This window comes from Qipengyuania citrea, assembly GCF_024171405.1.
Classification (GTDB): Bacteria; Pseudomonadota; Alphaproteobacteria; order Sphingomonadales; family Sphingomonadaceae; genus Qipengyuania; species Qipengyuania profunda.
Genome location: NZ_JALJZT010000002.1, coordinates 2,129,767 through 2,150,953, shown reverse-complemented (window position 1 = coordinate 2,150,953; position 21,187 = coordinate 2,129,767). Strand labels below are relative to the sequence as shown.

Here is a 21,187-nt window from a genome sequence, read left to right as displayed (position 1 = left end):
TATCATCATTATATCATTGGAGGTCCGGGTTCAATGGTCGTCGATCGCGCGCAGGAAGCGCTCGCCATAGGCTTCGAGTTTCTTCGCCCCGATGCCGGGGAGCTGGCCCAGCGCGGCGAGTGTGGCGGGCCGCGCACTGGCCATCTCGCGCAGCGTCGAATCGTGGAAGACGACATAGGGCGGCACCTGCGCCTCTTCGGCGAGCTCCTTGCGCAGCGCGCGCAGCGCCTCGAACAGTGGATCGCCGACCGGATTGGGAGTCGTATCGCCGCGGCGGCGCCGCTGGCGCTTGGGCGGGACGACGATCGCGACCGCGCTTTCGCCGGTCAGGATCGCGCGCGCCGAGCCGCCCAGCGCCAATCCGCCATGTTCGGTCGCGACCAGATCGCCGCGCGCCTGCAGGGCCCGGGACAGTGGCTGGAGCAGAGCCGCTTCCTCGCCTTCGACGATCCCGAAGACGCTCAGCCGGTCGTGCCCGCGCTGGCGCACGCGCTCGTCCTCGCTCCCCGTCAGCACCTTTTGCAGATGGCCCATGCCGAAGCTCTGCCCCGTGCGGTATACCGCCGACAGCAGCTTGCGCGCCAGTTCGGTGACATCGGTCACGCTCGGCTGTTCGAGGCAATTGTCGCAATTGCCGCAGCTCTGCGGCGGGTCCTCGCCGAAATGGCGCAGCAGCACCGCGCGGCGGCAGGCGGCGGTCTCGACCAGCCCGGCAAGCGCATCGAGCCGCGCACGCTCCGCGCCGCGCCGCGCCTCGTCGACTTCGGCCAGCCGCTGGCGCGCAGTGGCGAAATCGCCCGCGCCCCAGAACATCACCGCTTGGGCCGGATCGCCGTCGCGCCCCGCGCGCCCGGTTTCCTGGTAATAGCCCTCGATCGACTTGGGCACGCCGACATGCGCGACGAAGCGCACGTCGGGTTTGTCGATCCCCATGCCGAAGGCGACCGTGGCGACGATCACCATATCCTCGCTGGTAACGAAAGCCGCCTGGTTGGCAGCGCGCGTCCCCGCATCGAGCCCCGCGTGATAGGGCAGCACCGCGCGCCCGGTGGCCGCCGCCAGCTTGTCCGCCAGATCCTCCACCTTGCGCCGCGTCGGGGCGTAGACGATCCCCGGTCCCGGCGCGGCGGCCATCAGGTCGGTCAGCTGGCGCACCGGATTGTCGCGGTGGCGAATGGCATAGCGGATATTGGGCCGGTCGAATCCCGCCAGCACCAGCCCGTCATCGGGGATGCCCAGCTGCGTCATCACGTCGCTGCGGGTCTGCTTGTCGGCGGTGGCGGTCAGCGCCAGCCGCGGAACCTGGGGGAAAGCATCGAGCATGCCGCGCAGCATGCGGTAATCGGGGCGGAAATCATGGCCCCATTCGGACACGCAATGCGCCTCGTCGATCGCGAACAGGCACAGCGGCGCCGTGCCCAGCAGGTCGCGGAAACCCGGCTGGCTGGCACGTTCGGGCGCGACATAGAGCAGATCCAGCTCGCCGGCGCGGAAAGCGTCCTGCGTTTCGCGCCAGTCGGCATCGGCGCTGGTCAGCGTCGCCGCGCGGATACCGTTGGCGCGCGCGCTGCGCAGCTGGTCGTGCATCAGCGCTATCAGCGGGCTGATCACCACGCAGGTGCCGGGCAGCATGACCGCGGGGAGCTGGTAGGTCAGCGACTTGCCCGCCCCCGTCGGCATCACCGCCAGCGTCGAATCGCCCGCCAGTACGCGTGCGACCACTTCTTCCTGCCGCCCGCGGAAGCGATCGAAGCCGAAGGTCTCCTTCAGCGATTGTCCTGCGTGCGCAATCCCGGTCATGCCCGCCTGATGGCAGAAGGAACGGCACACGCAACCGGTCGCGGGCGATTTTCCCCTTGCCCCGCGCCCCGCGGTTGCGCTTTACCCGCGCGACCCATCACCGGAGTAGAGAAACCATGAACTTCCGTATCGCCCTGACCGCTGCCGCCACGCTTGCTCTTGCCGCCTGCGGCAGCACCGAAGACGCCTCGACCGAAGCCGAAGCCGACACCGTCGAAATCGCCGCCGACGATGCGCTGGCCGATGTCGAAGCCGAGCCGGTCGAAGACCCCGCCGCCAATGACGTGGCCACCGAGACCCCCGATCTGAGCCCAAGCGAGACCGCGCAGATCCAGGAAGCCGGCGACAATGCGGCCGACACCGCCGCTGCGGCGATGGACGCCATGTCGCAAGACGCCAGCAACTGAGCCTCAAGCGGGCGGGCCTCGCGGCTCGCCCGCGCCCAGCCGCGCCGTAGCGTCCTTTGCGCGCGGTGTATGTGCGCCTAGCTTCCGCAGCCATGAACCGATTCATCCCGCTCCTCGCCCTGTTCGCGCTGCCTGCCTGTTCCGGCTACGAGGAGGATACCGAGCCGGTCGGCGCGGTGACGCAAAGCGAGGCCGAAGCGCTCGACGATGCCGCCGAGATGATCGAGCAGCGCCGCCTGCCCGACGGCGTGGTTCCGCCCGCGCCCGAAGCATCCGCCGAGACCCCCGCGGGCAAGATGCCCCCCGGTGCAGCCCCGCAGGAATCGGGCGGCCCTGAGCAAATGGAGCTACCCGATGAGTGACGCCGTCCACCCCGGCATGGATGCCGAGACTTTCGACCAGTTTCTCGAACAGCTCGAACGCTATGTCCGCGAGCGGCTGATCCCGGCGGAAAAGGACGTCATCGCCAACGACCGCATCCCCGACGAGATCGTCGCGGAGATGAAGGACATGGGTCTGTTCGGCCTGACCGTCCCCGAAGAATTCGGCGGCGCCGGGCTGAACATCACGCAATATGCCCAGGTCGTGAAGACCATGGCCTATGCCGCGCCCGCCTATCGTTCGATCTTCTCGATCAATGTCGGCATGTTCAATTCGGCGATCAAGAATGGCGGGACCGACGCGCAGAAGGCCGAGTGGTGGCCCAGGATCGCCGGGGGCGCGATTGCCTGCTTCGGCCTGACCGAGCCCGGTTCGGGCAGCGACAGCGCCGCCATGGCGACCACCGCCAAGCCCGATCCCGATGGCAATGGCTGGATCCTCAACGGGACCAAGCGCTACATCACCAATGCCCCGCATGCCGAGGTCGGGCTGATCATGGCGCGCACCGAAAAGGACGCGCAGCCCAAGAACGCGCATGTCAGCGCTTTCATCGTGCCGATGGATACGCCGGGCGTATCGACCGGCAGCCCCGACGAAAAGATGGGCCAGGCCGGCAGCCATATCTCCGACATCATGCTCGACGACGTGCATGTCCCCGGCGATGCGCTACTGGGCGAACAGACCGGACAGGGCTTCCGCTTCGCCATGATGAGCCTCGACAATGGCCGTATCTCGGTCGGCGCAGCCAGCACCGGCTATGCGCGCCGCGCGCTCGATTCGGCGCTCAAATATGCCAATGAGCGGCAGGCATTCGGCGAACCGATCGCCAATTTCCAGCTGATCCAGCAGATGCTGTCCGAAAGCTGGACCGAAATCTATGCTGCCGAGGCGATGATGGCCGATGTCACCGCGCGCGTCGATCGTGGCGAGAACACGGTCAAGCACGCCGCCGCCTTCAAGGTCTTCGCCTCCGAAATGTGCGGCCGCGTGGTCGACCGCGTAGTGCAGATCTATGGCGGCGCGGGCTATCTCGCCGAATACGATGCCGAACGCTTCTTCCGCGATGCCCGCATCTACCGCATTTACGAGGGCACGACGCAGATCCTCCAGCTGCAGATCGCCAAGCACATGCTGCGCGATTACGCGGCGGGATTGTAGCGCGTGTACCAGCTTCTCGACGGACTGAGCATTATCGAGGCCTCGAGCTTCGTCGCCTCGCCCACCGCCGGCCTCTATTGCGCGCAACTGGGCGCCGAAGTGATCCGCGTCGATCACAAGGAAGGCGGGCTCGACTACGACCGCTACATGCTGACCGAGCAGGGCCGCAGCCTGAGCTGGGAAAACCTCAACCGCGCGAAGAAATCGGTCGCGCTCGACCTGCGCAGCGGCGAGGGACGCGAATTGCTGGTCGCGCTATCTGCCAATACCGGCAATCTCATCACCAACCTGCCCGAAAAGAGCTTCCTCGGGCATGATGCCATCGCCGCGCAGCAGCCCGAGGGCGCGCCCGAACTAGTCAGCGTGCGCATCATGGGCTGGCACGATGGGCGCCAGGCGATGGATTTCACCGTTAATGCGGCGAGCGGCTATCCGCTGATGTGCGGTCCCGAGGACTGGGACATGGCCAATGCGCCGCCGGTCAACCAGGTGCTGCCCGCATGGGACTTCATCACCGGGGCCTATTGCGCCTTCGCGCTGCTCGCTGCGCTGCGCCAGCGCGATATCACGGGTCAGGGCAGCGAATTGCGCGTACCGCTGGGCGATGTCGCGATCGGGACCCTGGCCAATAGCGGCGCGATGGCCGAAATGCTCTATCGCGGCGGCGACCGCGAACGGCTGGGCAATGCGATCTGGGGCGCATTCGGGCGCGATTTCCGCAGCCGCGACGGCGTGCGCTTCATGGTCGCGGCACTGACGGCCAAGCAATGGGACGGCCTCGTCGCCGCCTTTGGCATCGGCGAGGCGATTGCTGCGCTCGAGGCCGAACTGGGCGTGCGCTTCGCCGATGGCGACCGCCCGCGTTTCGAGCACCGCCACCGCCTGTTCGCGCTGTTCCAGGAGCGCGCGGACAAGGTGGACTGGGACGAACTGTCCGCCAGCCTCGCCGCGCATGGCACCACTTTCGAACGCTACCGCACGATGCACGAAGCGGCGAACGACGCCGCGCTGGTGGCCGACAACCCGCTGTTCGGTGCCTCGCCCGCCAATCCCAGCGGCTTCGAATATCCCGCCACGCGCAGCTTTGCGAATATCCCTTCGCGCGAAGCCGGGCCGCCCGCGCCCGCGCCCTATCTGGGCCAGCATACCGAGGAAGTGCTCGCCGAACGGCTCGGCCTGTCCTCGGGTGCGATCGGCAAGCTCGTCGATCGCGATATCGCCCGCCTCTCCGACAAGGAATAAGCCATGACGACACTCCGCCGCGTTGCCATCTGCAAGCCCCTGCGCACCCCGGTGGGCAAGTTCCTCGGCAGCCTCGCCCCGCTCGAGGCCGGCGCGCTCGGCGCAGTGATCATCAAGGCGCTGGTCGAACGCAGCGGGATCGACCCGCTGCGGGTGGACGACGTGGTGTTCAGTCAGGGCTATGGCAGCGGCGAGGCCCCCGCGATCGGGCGCTGGAGCTGGCTGGCGGCAGGCTATCCGATCGAAGTGCCCGGCTTCCAGCTCGACCGGCGCTGCGGCTCGGGCCTGCAGGCGGTCGCGACCGCGGCGATGATGGTACAGACCGGCGTCGCCGATTGCGTGCTCGCGGGCGGGGTGGAGAGCATGTCCAATGTCGAACATTACACCACCAAGGCGCGTCACGGCGCACGGCTGGGCGACATGGTGCTGTGGGACCGGCTGACGCGCGGCCGGCTGATGAGCCAGCCGATCGAACGTTTCGGTGTGATCACCGGCATGATCGAGACTACCGAAAATCTCGCCAAGGATTACGACATCAGCCGCGAGGCCGCCGATGCATTCGCGGTGCGCAGCCATCAGAACGCCGCCCGCGCCTGGGCCGAAGGCAAGTTCGACGAACAGCTGGTCCCGGTCGAGATCCCGCAGCGGCGCGGCGATCCGGTGGTCTTCGCGCGTGACGAGGGTTTCCGCGAGGACGCCAGCATGGACACACTGGGCAAGCTGCGCGCGATCGACGGCAAGCGCGATGCGGATGCGATCGTGACGGCGGGCAATGCCAGCCAGCAGAACGACGCCGCCGCCGCCTGCCTGGTGGTGGCAGAAGACAAGGTGGCGGAATTGGGTCTCGAACCGATCCTGTGGTTCCATTCGTGGAGCGCGGCGGGCTGCGACCCCAGCCGGATGGGGATCGGCCCCGTTCCCGCGGTCGAACGGCTGTTCGCCAAGACCAACATGGGCTGGGACGATATCGGGCTGATCGAACTCAACGAGGCCTTCGCCCCGCAGGCGCTCGCCGTGCTCAAGGGCTGGGGTTTCACCGAGGACGACAGCCGCCGCGAGCTGGTCAACGTCAACGGGTCGGGCATTTCGCTGGGCCACCCGATCGGCGCGACGGGGATCCGCATCCTCGCCGACATGGCACATGAAATGCAGCGGCGCGAGGTGCGCTACGGGCTCGAAACCATGTGCATCGGCGGCGGCCAGGGGATGGCCGCCGTGTTCGAACGCGCCGCCTGATGGCCGAGTGGGGCGAATGGATCGGGCGCGAGCAGCGCGCGGCAGACCGGCTCGATCCGGCGCTCGCCGCGCGGTGGTACGCGACCTTCGATCACGGCGCCCCGGATTCGGCGGCAATGCCGCAGGGCATCCATTTCTGCCTCTGCACGCCCGAATCACCGACCGCACGGCTGGGCCCCGACGGGCATCCGCTGCGCGAGAACGACCCGGCGAGCTTCCTGCCCCCGATCCCGCTGCCGCGGCGGATGTGGGCATCGAGCGCGATCCAGTTTCACGCCCCGATCGCTGTAGGCGCGACAGTCGAGCGCGTCAGCCGCGTGGTTTCGATCACGCCGAAATCGGGCAGCCGGGGCGACATGGTCTTCGTCGAGATCGATCATGAAACCAGCGCCGACGGCACCGCTGCCGTTACCGAGCGCCAGACCGCAGTCTATCTCGAAGCGCTGACGGGTGATGCACCCTTGTCCCCGCCCGAACCGACCCCGGCTGTCTTCGACCGGCAAGGGTGGGATGGGCACCGCGAACTCTTGCCCGACGAGCGGCTGCTGTTCCGCTATTCGGCGCTGACCTTCAACACGCACCGCATCCATTACGATGCGCCCTATACGCGTGAGGTCGAACGCTATCGCGGGCTCGTCGTTCACGGCCCGCTCACCGCGAGTCTGCTGCTGCAGCTGGCCGGCGCGCATTTTGGCGAAAACCGCCTTGCCCACTTCGCTTTTCGCGGGGTCAGCCCGGCGATTGCGGGCGAGCCGCTCCACCTCGTGCTACGCGGCGATGGCGGGGAAATCGAGCTCGGTGCCTTTGCCGGTGATGGACGCCAGGTGACCAAGGCGTCTGCTACTCTCAGCTAGTCTTCGCGAGCGGCGCAGCCGCGTCGCCTGCGGCTCCTCGCAATGACTATTCGATCGGATAGTCCGCAATCGGCTTCAGCACTGCATAGGTTTCGGCCCGCGGCTCGCGGTCCAGCGCCGGGAAGTCGATCTCCGGCGGGACGACATGCGTATCGGGCAGCCGGTCGAGCAGATCGCGCACCAGCGTCAGCCTCCCGCGTTTCTGGTCGTTGAAATCGACCAGCGTCCAGGGGGCGTGCGCCGTATGCGTTGCTTCCAGCATGGCTTCGCGTGCGTCGGTATAGGCATCGTAACGCCCGCGCGCAGCAAGATCGATCGGCGAGAGCTTCCAGCGTTTGAGCGGGTCCTCCAACCGCTCGCGCAGCCGCTCCTCCTGCCGTGCCTGATCGGTCCCGAGCCAGTATTTGAACAGCAGTATGCCGTCGTCGACGAGCATCTTCTCGAACGCCGGGGTCTGCTCGAGAAAGCGCGCCACCTGCGCGTCGTCGGCATAGCCCATCACCTTCTCGACCCCGGCGCGATTGTACCAGCTGCGGTCGAACAGCACGATTTCGCCTGCACTGGGCAAATGATCGACGTAGCGCTGGAAATACCACTGCGTCTGTTCGGCCTCGGTCGGCTTGGCGAGTGCGACGATATGGCATTGGCGCGGGTTGAGCTTTTCGGACACCGCGCGGATCGCACCGCCCTTGCCCGCGGTATCGCGCCCTTCGAACAATACCACGATCCGCTGCCCCGTCGTCCGCGCCCACCGCGCCATGACGACCAGCTGCTCGCGCAGCGGCGCCATCGCCGCCTCATAGTGCTTGCGTTTCATCGCGCCTCGCTCCTGCCATTTGTATGCATGCGGCAATGATAGTATTAACGCCGACCATATGGCTACACTTACACAGACCGAACAGGACTTTACCCGCCTGCCCGACCTTCCGGCAGAGGTGTTCACCGCGCCGCTGAAGAAGCCCGCGCATGTGGGCGACGACTGGCTCGAACCCAAACAGACCGACTATACGGCCGAAGACGACGCGATCTGGAACGATCTGTTTGCGCGGCAGATGGCCGTGCTGCCCGGCCGCGCGGCGACCGCGTTCATGGCGGGTCTGGAGAAACTGAACCTCGACCGCGGGGGCGTGCCCGAATTCGGCACATTGTCCGAAGACCTCGATACGCTGACCGGGTGGAGCGTGGTCCCCGTGCCCATGCTGATCCCCGATCACGTGTTCTTCTGGCACCTGGCCAACCGGCGTTTCCCCGCGGGCAATTTCATCCGCACGCGCGAGACCTTCGACTACATCCAGGAACCCGACGTGTTCCACGACGTCTTCGGCCATGTCCCGATGCTGACCGATCCGGTCTATGCCGATTACATGCAGGAATATGGCCGCGCGGGCTGGAAGGCGATGCGCTACAACCGGCTCAAGGCGCTCGGTTCGCTCTACTGGTACACCGTCGAATTCGGGCTATTGCAGGAAGCCGACGGCATCAAGGCCTATGGCGCGGGGATCCTCTCGGGCCCGACCGAGGTGGTCTATGCCACCGAGGCCGAGAGCCCCAACCGGATCATGCTCAATGTCGACCGGGTAATGCGCACCGATTATGTGATCAGCGATCTGCAGCCGACCTATTTCGTGATCGAGAGTTTCGAGGATCTCTACCGCCAGACGGTCGAGCGCGATTTCGACAAGCTGTACCGGAACCTTGGCGCGGGCTTCACCTATGCCAATACCGCGGTGATCGATGTCGACCATGTGGTGAACCGCGGCTCGCTCGAATATACGCTGCGCGGCGGACGCCAGAGCGGCGCCAAACCGGTCTGACGACAGCAGCGGCCAGAAAAACAGGGCCTAACGAAAAACGGCCCCGGATCGCTCCGGGGCCGCATGATCGATTGACGATCGACGATGCTTACATTTCGTCGATTTCGTCAGCCTGTTCTTCCATGGATTCTTCCATGGCGTCGGTCTGGTCGTCGATCGCGTCGGCCTGGTCCTCGGTGATTTCACCGGCTTCTTCCAGTGCGTCAACCTGGTTGTCGCGAGCGTCTTCCATCTCTTCGATGTTTTCTTCAGCTTCGTTTTCTGCTGCGCTGTCGCAAGCGGCAAGGCCGAGGCTCATGGCGGCGGCGGAAGCGATGATCGTGGCTTTGGTGAACTTCATTACGTATCCCCTTTAACCTTTAGGTTCGCGCCGCGTCGCGACGCTTGTGCACGCCGCGTATTCGAAATGCGGCGAGAATGTGATGAACGGGCGAATAGCCGCCAGGTTCCCAGACAAATGCTAATGCGGCGATTGGCAGTGGCGCACGCAAAAGCGGCCCGGAATCGCTTCCGGGCCGCCTGGTAATTCCTGCTGAAGAGCGTCTTAGTTGACGGCTTCTTCGAGACCTTCGGTCATCGCATCGGTGTCGCCTTCGGCGGCATCTTCGATGTCGTCGGCTTCGGCTTCGATCGCGTCGGCTTCAGCATCGGTGATTTCGCCGGCATCTTCCATCGCGTCAGCTTCGTCTTCCATGGCTTCGGCCTGCTCTTCAGCGGCTTCTTCCTGCGGGCTGTCGCAAGCGGCAACGCCGAGGCTCAGGGCAGCGGCCGAGGCGATGATGGTAAGCTTGTTGAAGTTCATGTTTATTCCCCTTGGTATTCGAGACGCGAATCCATCCCGCGCCCGTTTGTAATCAATGCTAAGATTATGTGAAGCGCGTTCAGCGGTAGGCGCGTTGGCGGAACAGGTTGAACAGGCCGATCGTCACGACCGAGCCCAGCACCGCCCACAGCAGCGCAACGCCGCTTACCGTGCCCAGAATGGCACCATTGCCCGCGACCATCCCGGTTACCAGCGAGCCGAGCACACCGACCAGCGCATTGGCGAGGATAGTGCGACCATCCTCGATGCGCAGGATAATCGTCGCCAGCCACCCCAGCAGGGCACCCACTACGATCAGGATCAGTAAGCCCATTGGTCTAACCTTTACGTGTCACTCACTGGCAATAAACCCGCCACGAAACAAAAGTTCCGGCGCGGGATAGAATTATGGCCGGACTGTGGCGATCACGATACGCGCCGGGAGTTACGCGAACGTCAGCCATGCCAGCGCGGCACTGCCCGCGATGATCCGGTACCAGGCAAACGGCGTGAAGCCGCTATGGCTGACATAGGCCACGAAGGCGCGGATCACGACCAGCGCGACGATGAAGCTGACCACGAAGCCAAGCGCGATATGGTCCCACCCGACCCGCGTCGAGCCGGCCATCATCGCATCGTATTTGGTCGCGACTTCGAGCGTGGTCGCACCGACCATGGTCGGCACGGCGAGGAAGAAGGAGAACTCGGCGGCCGTCTTGCGGTTGATGCCCATGGCGAGCGCGCCCATGATCGTGGCGCCCGAACGGCTGACCCCCGGGACCATCGCCAGGCATTGTGCGAAACCGACGCCGAGCACCTTGCTCAGCGGCAGTTCGGCGACCCCGCGGCCCTCGTCGCGCGGCTTGGCAGCGCGCTCGATCACGATGATCGCCACACCGCCGACGATCAGCGCCCACGGCACGATCCCCGGATTGCCGAGCATGGCCTCGAAATTCTCGTACAGCGCGAAGCCGATCACCGCGCTGGGCAGGAACCCCAGCAGGATGTTGCGCGCGAACATCAGCCCTTCGCGTTCGAGCCGCAGGACGCCCATGCCGGCCGACCAGAAGGTGCCCCAATATTGATAGACCACCGCGAGGATCGCGCCGAGCTGGATGACGACATTGAACATCGCCCATTCGTTCGGGTCCGCACCCGACAGTTCGGTGGCGAGGATCAAGTGCCCGGTCGAGGAGACGGGAATGAATTCGGTCAGCCCCTCGACGATGCCGAGGAAGATGGCGGTGAGATAGTCGTTCATTGCGGCAGTCCCCAAGGGAAAGGCGAGGCGGGAGTCAAGCGGTCACGCGCTCTCGAGACCGAACTGCAGCGAGGCGAGCCGGGCGTACAGCCCGCCATTGCCCGACAATTGGTCGTGCGTGCCCTGCTCGACGATACGGCCGTCTTCCATCACCACGATCCGGTCGGAAGCACGCACGGTCGAGAGCCGGTGCGCGATGACCAGCGTGGTGCGGTCCTCCATCAGATGTTCGAGTGCCTCCTGGACCAGTCGTTCGCTTTCGGCATCGAGCGCGCTGGTTGCCTCGTCGAGCAGCAGGATAGGCGCATCGCGCAACAGCGCGCGCGCGATGGCGATGCGCTGGCGCTGGCCGCCCGACAGCTGCGTGCCGCTCTCGCCCAGATAGGTGTCGAGCCCCCGCGGCAGTTTCTCGAGGAATTCGGCGGCATTGGCAGCGCGCGCGGCGGCCCAGACCTCTTCTTCGCTCGCTTCCCAATTGCCATAGCGCAGATTGTCGCGCGCATTGGCGCTGAACAACACGCCTTCCTGCGGGACATAGGCGATGCGGCGGCGAACTTCAGCGGGGTCGGCGCCGGTCAACGGGATGCCGTCGATCCGGATCGAGCCCGCCTGCGGATCGTAGAACCGCTCGGCAAGCTGGAAGATGGTCGATTTGCCTGCTCCCGAGGGGCCGACGATGGCCACCGCTTCGCCCGGTTCGACCTCGAGGCTGAAATCGCTGATCGCCGGGGCTTCGAGTCGCGTGGGATAGCGGAAGGTTACATTGCGGAACGACAGGCTGCCGCGCGGCGGGACGGGCAGATCCTGCGGGCGTTCGGGCGCCGTGATCGCCGGCTTTTCGTCGAGCAGTTCGGACAGGCGGCTGGCCGCGCCGGCACCGCGCAGCAGATCGCCATAGACCTCGGTCAGCGCGCCGATCGCGCCAGCCACGAGGCCCGCGGTAAGCACGAAGGCGGCAATCGTGCCGCCCGAAATCGCGCCTTCGCTGACCGCCTGCGCGCCGCGCCAGACCAGCAGCGTGATCCCGCCGAACACCAGCAGGATGACCACTGCGGTCATCGCCGCGCGCAGCATCACCCGGCGCCGCGCCACGGCAAAGGTCCGCTCGACCGCCTCGCGAAACCGCCCGTGCTCGCGGCCTTCCTGGTTGAAACCCTGGACGATCTTCATCGCCGACAGGACTTCGGTGACCATCGCCCCGATATCCGCCACGCGGTCCTGGCTGGTGCGCGAAACCTTGCGCAGCCGCCGTCCGAACAGCGTGATCGGGACCACGATTGCGGGGATGATCAGCAGCAGCCCCATGGTCAGCCCCGGCACCAGCCAGAACAGATACAGCGTCCCGCCGATCGCCATCAGCGCATTGCGCAGTGCAACCGAGACAGTGGTGCCCACGACCTGCTCGATCAGCGCGGTATCGCTGGTCATGCGGCTGGAGATTTCCTTGGGGCTGTTCTCTTCGTAGAAGCCCGGGGCCAGCCGCAGCAGGTTTTCCTGCACCCGCAGCCGGATATCGGCGACCACGCGCTCGCCCAGCCAGCTGACGTAATAGAACCGCATCGCCGTACCCGCCGCGAGCACGGCGACGATCATCAGCAGATAGCGGAACCAGCGCGCCATATCATCGGGGGTGGCGCCTTCGGCAAAACCGCGGTCGATGACCATCTTGAACCCCGCCGGGATCGCCAGCGTGGCGGCCGCGGTGATGAACAGCGCGACCAGCGCCAGCGCGACGTGACCGGGATAACCCGTCCCCGCCTGCCACACCATTCGCAAGGGCCGCAACGAGCGCTGGCGCGGTGCGTCCTTGGCCGCGCGTTTGCGCGCGAACCGACCGCGACCTTCGGTTTCCGTCTCGTCCTGGGCTGCCATGCGCATGCAGTTAGGTCGGTGCGGCGCGAAAATCCACACTGCTGCACGCGCGAAGGCACATTTTCGGCTATTGTGCGTTGCACAATTACCAACCGGACGGCAGGATGACCGTCTTTACCCGGGCCGGAGATCGCATCATGCGCCGGACCAGCAGGGGATATGTTTTGCTTTATCACGCCTATGAACTGCAGCGCAGCTGGCTGAACTCGGCCAGCACCATCGCCTCGATCGGGGTGGAAATGCTCAACAATCCATCGAACCCGCTCAATCACATCGACCCGATGGGCTATCTGAACATCGGTCCGATGGCGGCCAGCGCGCTCGAAGTGTTCGCCCATGCCACCGCCACTTACGGCAAGCCGGGCTGGAACATCGAGGCGATCGAAGTCGATGGCACCCCCGATCCGGTGTTCGAGGCGACCGTGCTCAATCGCCCCTTCGGCGATCTGAAAGAGTTTTACCGCGCAAACCTGCCCGAGGATGCGCCGCGCCTGCTGGTCGTTGCGCCAATGAGCGGCCATTACGCCACGCTGCTGCGCGGCACGGTCGAGCGGATGCTGCAGAATTACCGCGTGTTCGTAACCGACTGGGCCGATGCCAAGACCGTGCCGCTGCACGAGGGCGAGTTCGACCTCGACGACTACATGGATTACGTCATCGGCTTCCTCGAGCATATCGGCGAAGGCGCGCATGTCATGGCGGTCTGCCAGCCTTCGGTGCCGGTCTTCGCCGCCACCGCGATCATGAACCGCGACGATCATCCCTGCACCCCCAGCACGCTGACGATGATGGGCGGGCCGATCGACACGCGCTGTTCGCCGACCAGCGTCAACGACATGGCGATGGATCGGCCGATCGAATGGTTCCGCCACAATGTCATCGCCACCGTGCCGATGCAGTATCGCGGCGCGGGCCGGCGGGTCTATCCCGGCTTCATGCAGCTGGCGGGCTTCATGAGCATGAATCTCGGGAATCACATGCAGAGCCATTACGAGATGTTCAAACACCTCACCGCAGGCGACGAGGCGAGCGCGCAGGCGACCAAGGATTTCTACGACGAATACCGCAGCGTGGCCGATATGACCGCCGAATTCTACCTGCAGACGGTGCAGGAGGTCTTCCAGGACCATGCGCTGCCCAACGGCACCTTCCTGCATCGCGGCAAGCGGGTCGATCTGGGCGACATCACGCGCACCGCGCTGCTCGCGATCGAGGGCGAGCGCGACGATATTTCGGGGCTCGGCCAGACCAAGGCCGCGCTCGACCTGACGCCCAAGCTCGATAGCGCGAAAAAGCGCTATTACATGGCCGATGGCGCGGGCCATTACGGCATCTTCAACGGCAGCAAGTGGCGCGACCGTATCGCGCCGGTGGTCGAGGAATTCATCGCCGCGCACGGCTGACCGATCAGGGCGGCCGCGGTTTTCGCTGCCCGAACAGCCTGCCGATGATCCGCCGCGCAAGCAGCAGCAGCCACACGGTCAGGGCGAGCAGCACGGCCGCGATAGCCGCAGCAAACAGCGTAAATTCATAGGCGAGATAGAGCAGTCCGACCGTCGCCACTTCCTTGGTAGTCGAGATCGCGCTATTGATGCCCAAACGCGAACATCCTCCGACCGCCGGGGCCGGAGGATGTCCATTATCCTTCGTTTAGGCAAGCAGGCGGCCTGCCGGTCGTCCGATCAGAAGATCTCGAACAGGCCGGCTGCGCCCATGCCGCCGCCGACGCACATGGTGATGACGCCGTATTTCGCGCCGCGGCGCTTGCCTTCGATCAGCGTGTGGCCGACGCAGCGCGCGCCGGTCATGCCGTAGGGGTGGCCGATCGAGATCGAGCCGCCGTTGACGTTGAGCAGCTCGCCCGGGATACCCAGCTTGTCGCGGCAGTAGAGCACCTGCACCGCGAACGCCTCGTTCAGTTCCCACAGCCCGATATCGTCGACCTTGAGGTCGAAGCGTTCGAGCAGTTTGGGGATGGCGAAGACGGGGCCGATGCCCATTTCGTCGGGCTCGGTGCCGGCAACTGCCATGCCGACATAGCGGCCGAGCGGCTGCAGGCCCTTCTGTTCGGCGACCTTGGCTTCCATCAGCACGCTGGCCGACGACCCGTCCGACAGCTGCGAGGCATTGCCCGCAGTGATCGTGGTGCCTTCGCCCATCACCGGCTTGAGGCTCGAAAGGCCTTCGAGCGTGGTCTGCGGGCGATTGCCCTCGTCCTTGGCGATGGTGATTTCGACGTCCGAAATCTCGCCGGTTTCCTTGTCCTGCACCTTGTGCGTGGTGCTTACGGGGACGATTTCATCGTCGAACTTGCCCGCTTCCTGCGCCGCGGCGGTACGCTGCTGGCTCTGCAGCGCATATTCGTCCTGCGCTTCGCGGCTGATGCCGTAACGCTGGGCGACCGTTTCGGCGGTCTGCAGCATCGGCATGTAAACCGCGCCATGCATGTTCACCAGCTCGGGATCGGGCATCACCCGCATTTCCTTGGTCTGCACGAGGCTGATCGATTCCTGACCGCCTGCGGCAACCACATCCATCCGGTCGGTGATGATCTGTTTGGCGGCGGTGGCGATGCTCATCAGGCCGCTCGAACACTGGCGGTCGATGGTCATGCCGCTGGTGCCGATCGGGCAACCGGCGCGCAGCGCGACCTGGCGCGCGAGGTTGCCGGCCTGCGTGCCCTGCTGGAGCGCGCTGCCCCACAGCACGTCGTCGACTTCGCCGGCGTCGATACCGGCGCGCTCGATCGCGGGCTTGAGCGAATAGGCGCCGAGCGTCGGGCCCTTGGTGTCGTTGAACCCGCCCTTGTAGGCACGGCCGATGGCGGTGCGGGCGGTGGAGACGATGACTGCGTCACGCATGCGTATTTCCTTGGTTGCTATGGTGCCTGAATCCTCACCGGGGAGGAGGGGGAAATCAGACGAAAATCTGGGTGATCCATTCGGTGATCAGCGCGGGCTTGTCCTCGCCCTCGATCTCCATGGTGATCTCGCTGGTCTGCTGCCACTGGCCGGGACGCTTTTCGATCATTTCGACCAGCTTCCAGTGACCGCGGATGCGCTTGCCGCTGCGTACGGGCGAGATGAAGCGCGTCTTGTTGCCGCCGTAGTTGACGCCCATTTTCACGCCGTCGAGCCGGGGCATGTCGGACTGTGCGCCGAGATAGGGGATCATCGACAGCGTCAGGAAGCCATGCGCGATGGTGCCGCCGAACGGCGTCATCTTGGCCTTTTCCTCGTCGATATGGATGAACTGGTGATCGCCGGTGGCATCGGCGAACTGGTTGATGCGCTCCTGGCTCATTTCGACCCATTCGCTGGTGCCGATTACTTCGCCGACCTTGCCGGCCAGATCCTGCGGGCTCATGCGCGCCTCTCCTCTATCCAAACTGACGGTTTCGCGCGACTCCGGCCGCGCGTGCGGCGCGACTCATGGCGCATGCGCGGGACTGGCGCAACACCGCCGCACGTGCCGCTACGGCATGGGGAAGCGCCGTGTCCGGTGATGGACGGCGACCCGCGTATTGAGCCGATTCGCACAAACGGTATGGTCCCGCTTGTGGCGCAACCGCGTCCGCGACGCTGGAGAAACCATGCTGGCCCGTATGCTCGGCGCTGCCTTCAAACCCGCAATCGGCGTACCGCTAGTTGCCGCCCTTGTTGCCGGCGCGGAGCTGGCGGTCGCCAATCGCAAATATGGTGTGTTCACCGGCGGGTTCGGGCAGTCGAGTGCGGTCGATACGGGCGGCGAACTGGCCATTTTCATGTTCGGCTTCGCGCTCGCCCATATCGCGGTCGCCCTCCTCGCCTGGAAGCTGGCCGTACGGCTTGCGCGCGCGTCCGGCGCGCAGTCCGCCGTACTGCATTTCGCGTTCCTCTATGGCGGAACCAGCCTGCTGGTACTGACCCTGCGGTACCAGCTCCATTCCTATTTCAGCGATGCGGTCAGCTTCGCCCTCCTCAAGCAGCTGGGCGGCGGAAGCGCGGCCGATGCGCTGCTGTTCGCCAAAAACGAGATCATGCTCGGCCTTGGCGCGCTGGCCCTGTTTCTTGCGGGCTGGTGGCTGGCAGCACGCCTGCTGCGCCGATGGCTGGGAAAGCAGTCATCGCTTGCCAATGCATGGCCTCGCTGGGCCACACTCGGCATTGTCTGGCTGGCCTTTGCCGGCGCGGTGATCGTCTTGCCGCGTTTGGGCGGCGACGGACCGCGGGGGCTGGAAAGGATCGCCGCCTGGCAGGGGCTGGCCGACGGGCTGGCACTGGCAAGCGATTTCGACGGCGATGGCTACGGCCTTGCCGGGCGGACCATCGACCCGGCCCCGTTCGATGCCGGCCGCCATCCGCTCGCGCTCGATATCCCCGGCAATGGGATCGACGAGGATGGCTACGGCGGCGATCTCGCGCTGGTCCCGGTTGCCGAGCCCCTGCCCGCCACGCCAATCGGCGGCGCAAAGCCGCATCTCGTTATCGTCGTTTTCGAGAGCACCCGCGCGGATGTGCTGGGCAAGCGCATCGACGGAAAACCCGTCGCCCCCAATCTCGCGCGCGTGGCGGCGCAGGGCGGCGCCCTCGCGCCCGCCTACAGCCATGTCGGCTTCACCACCGCCTCGCTCAAATCGCTCTTCGCGGGCAGCTTGGTCGTGCCGCCAGGTTCGCCGAGCCTGTTCCGCGAGCTCGATGCTAGCGGTTACGAGATCGGCGTGTTCTCGGGACAACCGGAGGATTTCGGCGGTATTTCGGCAGCTGTCGGAATGCGTGAGGTTGCCGACCGCTTCGTCGATGCCGAAACGCTTAAGGACCAGCGCGCCTTCAGCTTCGCCGCGCAGGGCTCGCTGCTGATCGACGAGGACATCGTGCTCGATCGCTTCGACGCCGCGCTCGGCGATGCTGCAGCGTGGGAGAAGCCGCAATTCGTCTACCTAAATTTCCAGACGCCGCACTTCCCCTATCACCACGACGCCGTTCCGCACCGCTTCGCCAAGCCGCCCCTGGAACGCGGCCACATCAACGAGGACAACCGCGCGGCGCTGGAGCGGACCTACTGGAACGCGGTCGCGCATACCGACGCCGCGCTGGGCCGGCTGATCGCCAAGCTGGAAGCGATGGGCGTGTGGCAGGACACCGTGCTGATCGTTACCGGCGATCACGGCGAGGCCTTGTTCGAGGACGGCTTCCTCGGCCATGGCCATGTGATCAACGACCGGCAGAATGCGACGTTTCTCGCCAGCAACCGTCCGCTGGGCGCGGCTCGCGCGCCGCTCGCGCTAAGCGACTACCGCGCGATAATCCTGCGGCTTCTGGGCGCGGATGTTCCCGCCGCCGCGCCGCCCGCGCCCTTCCTCCACATCGGGCCGCTCGACGAACCGACCGCGATCGGTCTCGCGCATGAAGAGCTCGGCGTGATTTCGCTGCGGCTCGACAGCGGCGAAGCCTGCGTCACGCGCGCACGGCGGTGTGCAGATTACGCCTCGCTCGCCGGGGCCGAACGGGCCGCGTTCGATGCGCTGGTGGCGCGCTGGGGCTCCGAACGGTGGGCAGCGCGCCTGCGCGAGGAGCGCGGCTCGGCGGCCGCTTCCTCGCAGCGCTTGAGATAGGTCCACAGCCCGCATTGCAGGGCGATGATCAGCAGGATCACCGGCTGGTAAGCGATCCCCTGGAACAGTGATCCGACCAGTGCGATGATCTGCGTCATCTGTAGCGCGCTCGCCAATGGAGATTGCCAGCTCGCCCCCTCGCGCCCGCGCCAGCGCCGCCGCAGCTTTTCCATCTGCCACAGCCCGCTGGCATGGAGCCAGACCCACAGGAACAGGCCGATCCACCCCTGTTCGCCCAGCACCTCGAAGATCGAGGAGTGGAAGGCGCGCGCTTCGTCGACCACGTCCTTGTATTCGACCGTGGTCGTGCTGCCGTTTTCCTCGACCTGCGGCAGGCGGTATTCGAACTTGTTGCCGCGGTAGGAATCGAACCCGCCGCCGAGCGGGTTCTCGAGCGCATAATCATAGGTCCATTGCCACACCGCAAGGCGCGTCGATGCCGACTGGTCCTGTTCGTGCCCGGTGATCAGCCCCATGCGTTCGTAATAGCTGGTCGGCAGGAAGGGCGCAGCCATCAGCACGAGCGCGATGCCGCCGACGATGAAGGTCATCCGGCGCTTCACGTCGCGCAGCAGCAGCAGCGCGAGAACGCCGATGCACACGAGCCCGGTGCGTGCTTCGGTTCCGACGGGGATCAGCAGGCAGGCAAAGATGAACGCGCCGCCGAACAGCTTGACGCGCCAGTCGGGCGGGAAGATCCGCCCGTGGTTCATGAACCACCAGATGATCGGGATCAGACCGATCGCGACCGTGGAGAGCGTCGAACTCTCGTAGATGTTCGAATTGTCGTTCACGAAGAAATACAGGCTGCCATAGCCCCCGCCGCCAAGCGCGGTCTTGAGACCGGAGGAAATGATGATCGCTCCGGCTGTCAGCGTGACGACCAGCAGCGCGAGTTCCAGCCGCAATCGCGTGACCAGCGTGAAGGGCAGGAAGATGGCGAATACCTGCGCGCGCCAGACCCATTCCCACTTATAGGCCGCATCCTCGGGAAAGTCGGCCCATTGCAGCGTGAGGAAGCACCATCCCAGAAAGGCGATCATGATGCCCTGCCGCAGCGTGAAGCGAATCTCGGATTTCGCATCGGCAATCGCCCAGCCGGCGAAGGCGAGCATGAAGGCGATGAAGGAAATCGGCAGCATCGGGGTCAGCGTCCAACCGATCTTCTGCGGCGCGAGGATATCGATATAGAGATAGGCCAGCACCCATACGAAGGGGCGCCTCAGGCCAAGCGCGAACAACGCCATGACGAACAGGAACAGTGCCGCATCAAGCATCGCGCGTCTTCCCGCCTGCGCGCCGTGCTCGCCTCGCCTCGCGCCGGTTCGGTTTCGCCACCTCGGGCTCTGCGCCCGGCGAGTCCTCGCGGTCGAGGTCGTCGCGCATGAACACGCGCAGGATCGCAATAAGGATCAGCGCATGTGTCAGGGCGAGGGCGAAATAGTCGATCACGAGTGCTTGGTCTCCGCAGCGGTCCCTAATGCCTCGCGGTTGACGCGCCGTTAAGCGTAATGTGACACAGGCACCCACCGATGACCCGCGTGCTGCATATCCTCGATCATTCGCTGCCGCTCCATTCCGGCTATACCTTCCGCACGCGCGCGATCCTCAAGAGCCTGCAGGGTGCCGGGGTCGAGGTGCGCGGCATCACCGGCCAACGCCATTTCGCCGAGGGACCGCCAGTGGAAAAGGTCGAGGGGCTGACCTTCCACCGCACGCCCGGCCAGCCGTCGGGCCCGCCCGTCTGGCGCGAATGGCGCGAAATCGAAGCGCTGCGCCAGGAGATCGAGCAAGTCGTGCACGAATGGCGCCCCGACATCATCCATGCCCATTCGCCCGCGCTGTGCGGCATGGCGGGTCTGCGCGCCGCGCGCCGCCTGCGCCTCCCCTTCGTCTATGAAATCCGCGCTTTCTGGGAGGATGCGGCGGTCGGCAATGGCACGGGGCGCGCGGGGTCGCTCAAATACCGCCTCACCCGCGCGCTCGAAAACCGCGTGGTGGCGCAGGCCGATGCGGTCTTCACGATTTGTGCGGGGCTGCGCGGCGACCTGGTCGCGCGCGGCCACGATGGCGACACAATCGCGCTGGCCCCCAATGGGGTGGATCTGACGCTGTTCGGCGATCCGCCGCCGCGCGATGCGGGTTTGGCCGAGACGCTCGGCATCGGGCGGGGACCGGTGATCGGCTTCATCGGCAGCTTTTATGATTACGAGGGCCTGGACGATCTGATCGCCGCGCTACCGCTGCTGCGCGAGCGCCAGCCGGGGGCCCAATTGCTGCTGGTCGGCGGCGGGCCGATGGACGAAGCCCTGCGCGCGCAGGCCGCGGCATCGCCCGCCAGCGAGGCGATCATCTTCACCGGGCGGGTCCCGCATGGCGAGGTCGAGCGCTATTATTCGCTGGTCGACGTGCTCGCCTATCCGCGCAAACGATCGCGCCTGACCGATCTCGTCACCCCGCTGAAGCCGCTCGAGGCCATGGCCCAGCGGCGCATCGTCGCCGCGAGCGATGTCGGCGGGCACCGCGAACTGATCGAAAACGGCGTCACCGGCCTGCTTTTCCCGCCCGGCGATCCTGCCGGGATGGCCGAGGCGCTGGCGGGGTTCATCACCGCGCGGGAGCGCTGGCCGGCGATGCGTGAGGCAGGTCATGCCCACGTCGCGCAAGCCCATGATTGGGCTAGGAACATTGATCGTTATCGGGCCGTTTACCAGAATCTGCTAGCCCGTGATTCTTCCGCGGTCGCCTGAGCCGCATGCAACGAGTA

21 protein-coding genes and 1 pseudogene are annotated in these 21,187 nt (G+C 65.7%); 10 read left to right on the top strand and 12 right to left on the bottom strand.

Features of this window, described 5'->3' with window-relative positions:
- Positions 1-30: 30 nt before the first annotated feature.
- Positions 31-1,800 carry a DNA helicase RecQ gene (gene recQ, locus J2S32_RS11425; protein WP_253521430.1) on the bottom strand — a complete coding sequence of 590 codons (1,770 nt, stop codon included), beginning with the start codon at positions 1,798-1,800 and terminating at the stop codon, positions 31-33.
- Positions 1,801-1,916: 116 nt separating this feature from the next.
- On the opposite strand from recQ, the gene J2S32_RS11420 reads away from it, so the two are divergent.
- The 6 genes from J2S32_RS11420 (at position 1,917) to J2S32_RS11395 (ending at position 7,078) form a co-directional block, all read left to right on the top strand.
- Positions 1,917-2,207, top strand: coding sequence for a hypothetical protein (locus tag J2S32_RS11420; protein ID WP_253521427.1), 291 nt, complete (start codon positions 1,917-1,919; stop codon positions 2,205-2,207).
- A gap of 92 nt (positions 2,208-2,299) precedes the next feature.
- Positions 2,300-2,569, top strand: coding sequence for a hypothetical protein (locus tag J2S32_RS11415; protein ID WP_253521424.1), 270 nt, complete (start codon positions 2,300-2,302; stop codon positions 2,567-2,569).
- A complete protein-coding gene (locus J2S32_RS11410) occupies positions 2,562-3,746 on the top strand; it encodes an acyl-CoA dehydrogenase family protein (protein WP_253521421.1) in 1,185 nt (394 codons plus the stop codon). Before J2S32_RS11415 ends, J2S32_RS11410 begins: the two co-directional genes overlap by 8 nt.
- A 3-nt stretch (positions 3,747-3,749) precedes the next feature.
- Positions 3,750-4,988 (top strand): CoA transferase, encoded by a 1,239-nt coding sequence (locus tag J2S32_RS11405; RefSeq protein ID WP_253521418.1) that lies wholly within the window; start codon positions 3,750-3,752, stop codon positions 4,986-4,988.
- A gap of 3 nt (positions 4,989-4,991) precedes the next feature.
- Positions 4,992-6,224, top strand: coding sequence for an acetyl-CoA C-acetyltransferase (locus tag J2S32_RS11400; RefSeq protein WP_253521415.1), 1,233 nt, complete (start codon positions 4,992-4,994; stop codon positions 6,222-6,224).
- On the top strand, positions 6,224-7,078 hold the full coding sequence (locus tag J2S32_RS11395; RefSeq protein WP_253521412.1) for an FAS1-like dehydratase domain-containing protein: 855 nt from the start codon (positions 6,224-6,226) through the stop codon (positions 7,076-7,078). Before J2S32_RS11400 ends, J2S32_RS11395 begins: the two co-directional genes overlap by 1 nt.
- A 46-nt stretch (positions 7,079-7,124) precedes the next feature.
- Here J2S32_RS11395 and ppk2 read toward each other — a convergent pair whose 3' ends face one another.
- Positions 7,125-7,895, bottom strand: a complete 771-nt coding sequence (gene ppk2 / locus J2S32_RS11390; protein ID WP_253521409.1) for a polyphosphate kinase 2 — start codon at positions 7,893-7,895, stop codon at positions 7,125-7,127.
- Positions 7,896-7,953: 58 nt separating this feature from the next.
- On the opposite strand from ppk2, the gene phhA reads away from it, so the two are divergent.
- Complete coding sequence (gene phhA, locus J2S32_RS11385; protein ID WP_253521405.1) at positions 7,954-8,892, top strand: phenylalanine 4-monooxygenase; 939 nt, start codon at positions 7,954-7,956, stop codon at positions 8,890-8,892.
- An 88-nt stretch (positions 8,893-8,980) separates the two neighbouring features.
- Here phhA and J2S32_RS11380 read toward each other — a convergent pair whose 3' ends face one another.
- From J2S32_RS11380 to J2S32_RS11360, 5 genes are all read right to left on the bottom strand, one after another.
- Positions 8,981-9,232 carry a DUF2680 domain-containing protein gene (locus J2S32_RS11380; protein WP_253521402.1) on the bottom strand — a complete coding sequence of 84 codons (252 nt, stop codon included), beginning with the start codon at positions 9,230-9,232 and terminating at the stop codon, positions 8,981-8,983.
- A 204-nt stretch (positions 9,233-9,436) separates the two neighbouring features.
- Complete coding sequence (locus J2S32_RS11375; protein ID WP_253521399.1) at positions 9,437-9,694, bottom strand: hypothetical protein; 258 nt, start codon at positions 9,692-9,694, stop codon at positions 9,437-9,439.
- A 79-nt stretch (positions 9,695-9,773) separates the two neighbouring features.
- A complete protein-coding gene (locus J2S32_RS11370) occupies positions 9,774-10,028 on the bottom strand; it encodes a GlsB/YeaQ/YmgE family stress response membrane protein (RefSeq protein WP_253521396.1) in 255 nt (84 codons plus the stop codon).
- A gap of 111 nt (positions 10,029-10,139) precedes the next feature.
- Positions 10,140-10,955, bottom strand: coding sequence for an undecaprenyl-diphosphate phosphatase (locus J2S32_RS11365; protein WP_253521394.1), 816 nt, complete (start codon positions 10,953-10,955; stop codon positions 10,140-10,142).
- Between the two features lie 42 nt (positions 10,956-10,997).
- The gene (locus J2S32_RS11360; RefSeq protein WP_301299175.1) at positions 10,998-12,827 is read right to left on the bottom strand and encodes an ABC transporter transmembrane domain-containing protein; all 1,830 of its coding nucleotides are present in this window, start codon (positions 12,825-12,827) and stop codon (positions 10,998-11,000) included.
- Between the two features lie 164 nt (positions 12,828-12,991).
- Here J2S32_RS11360 and J2S32_RS11355 point away from each other — a divergent pair, with 164 nt between their 5' ends.
- The gene (locus J2S32_RS11355) at positions 12,992-14,230 is read left to right on the top strand and encodes a polyhydroxyalkanoate depolymerase (protein ID WP_253523084.1); all 1,239 of its coding nucleotides are present in this window, start codon (positions 12,992-12,994) and stop codon (positions 14,228-14,230) included.
- 4 nt (positions 14,231-14,234) lie between these two features.
- On the opposite strand, the gene J2S32_RS11350 is transcribed toward J2S32_RS11355, so the two are convergent.
- The 3 genes from J2S32_RS11350 to J2S32_RS11340 all read right to left on the bottom strand — a co-directional run bounded on the left by J2S32_RS11350 (position 14,235) and on the right by J2S32_RS11340 (position 16,193).
- Complete coding sequence (locus J2S32_RS11350) at positions 14,235-14,426, bottom strand: hypothetical protein (protein WP_253521391.1); 192 nt, start codon at positions 14,424-14,426, stop codon at positions 14,235-14,237.
- An 83-nt stretch (positions 14,427-14,509) separates the two neighbouring features.
- Positions 14,510-15,688, bottom strand: a complete 1,179-nt coding sequence (locus J2S32_RS11345; protein WP_253521388.1) for an acetyl-CoA C-acyltransferase — start codon at positions 15,686-15,688, stop codon at positions 14,510-14,512.
- Between the two features lie 55 nt (positions 15,689-15,743).
- Positions 15,744-16,193: a MaoC family dehydratase gene (locus J2S32_RS11340; RefSeq protein ID WP_253521385.1), complete on the bottom strand. Its 450-nt coding sequence runs from the start codon at positions 16,191-16,193 to the stop codon at positions 15,744-15,746.
- Between the two features lie 226 nt (positions 16,194-16,419).
- Here J2S32_RS11340 and J2S32_RS11335 point away from each other — a divergent pair.
- Positions 16,420-18,003, top strand: a pseudogene (locus J2S32_RS11335) (sulfatase-like hydrolase/transferase); the annotation flags it as partial.
- 284 nt (positions 18,004-18,287) lie between these two features.
- On the opposite strand, the gene J2S32_RS11330 reads toward J2S32_RS11335, so the two are convergent.
- On the bottom strand, positions 18,288-19,697 hold the full coding sequence (locus J2S32_RS11330) for a DUF5935 domain-containing protein (RefSeq protein ID WP_253521382.1): 1,410 nt from the start codon (positions 19,695-19,697) through the stop codon (positions 18,288-18,290).
- Complete coding sequence (locus tag J2S32_RS11325) at positions 19,690-19,872, bottom strand: hypothetical protein (RefSeq protein ID WP_253521379.1); 183 nt, start codon at positions 19,870-19,872, stop codon at positions 19,690-19,692. The genes J2S32_RS11330 and J2S32_RS11325 overlap by 8 nt, the downstream gene beginning before the upstream one ends.
- An 80-nt stretch (positions 19,873-19,952) precedes the next feature.
- Between J2S32_RS11325 and J2S32_RS11320 the strand changes: the two genes are divergently transcribed.
- A complete protein-coding gene (locus J2S32_RS11320; protein WP_253521376.1) occupies positions 19,953-21,170 on the top strand; it encodes a TIGR04063 family PEP-CTERM/XrtA system glycosyltransferase in 1,218 nt (405 codons plus the stop codon).
- Positions 21,171-21,187: the final 17 nt, after the last annotated feature.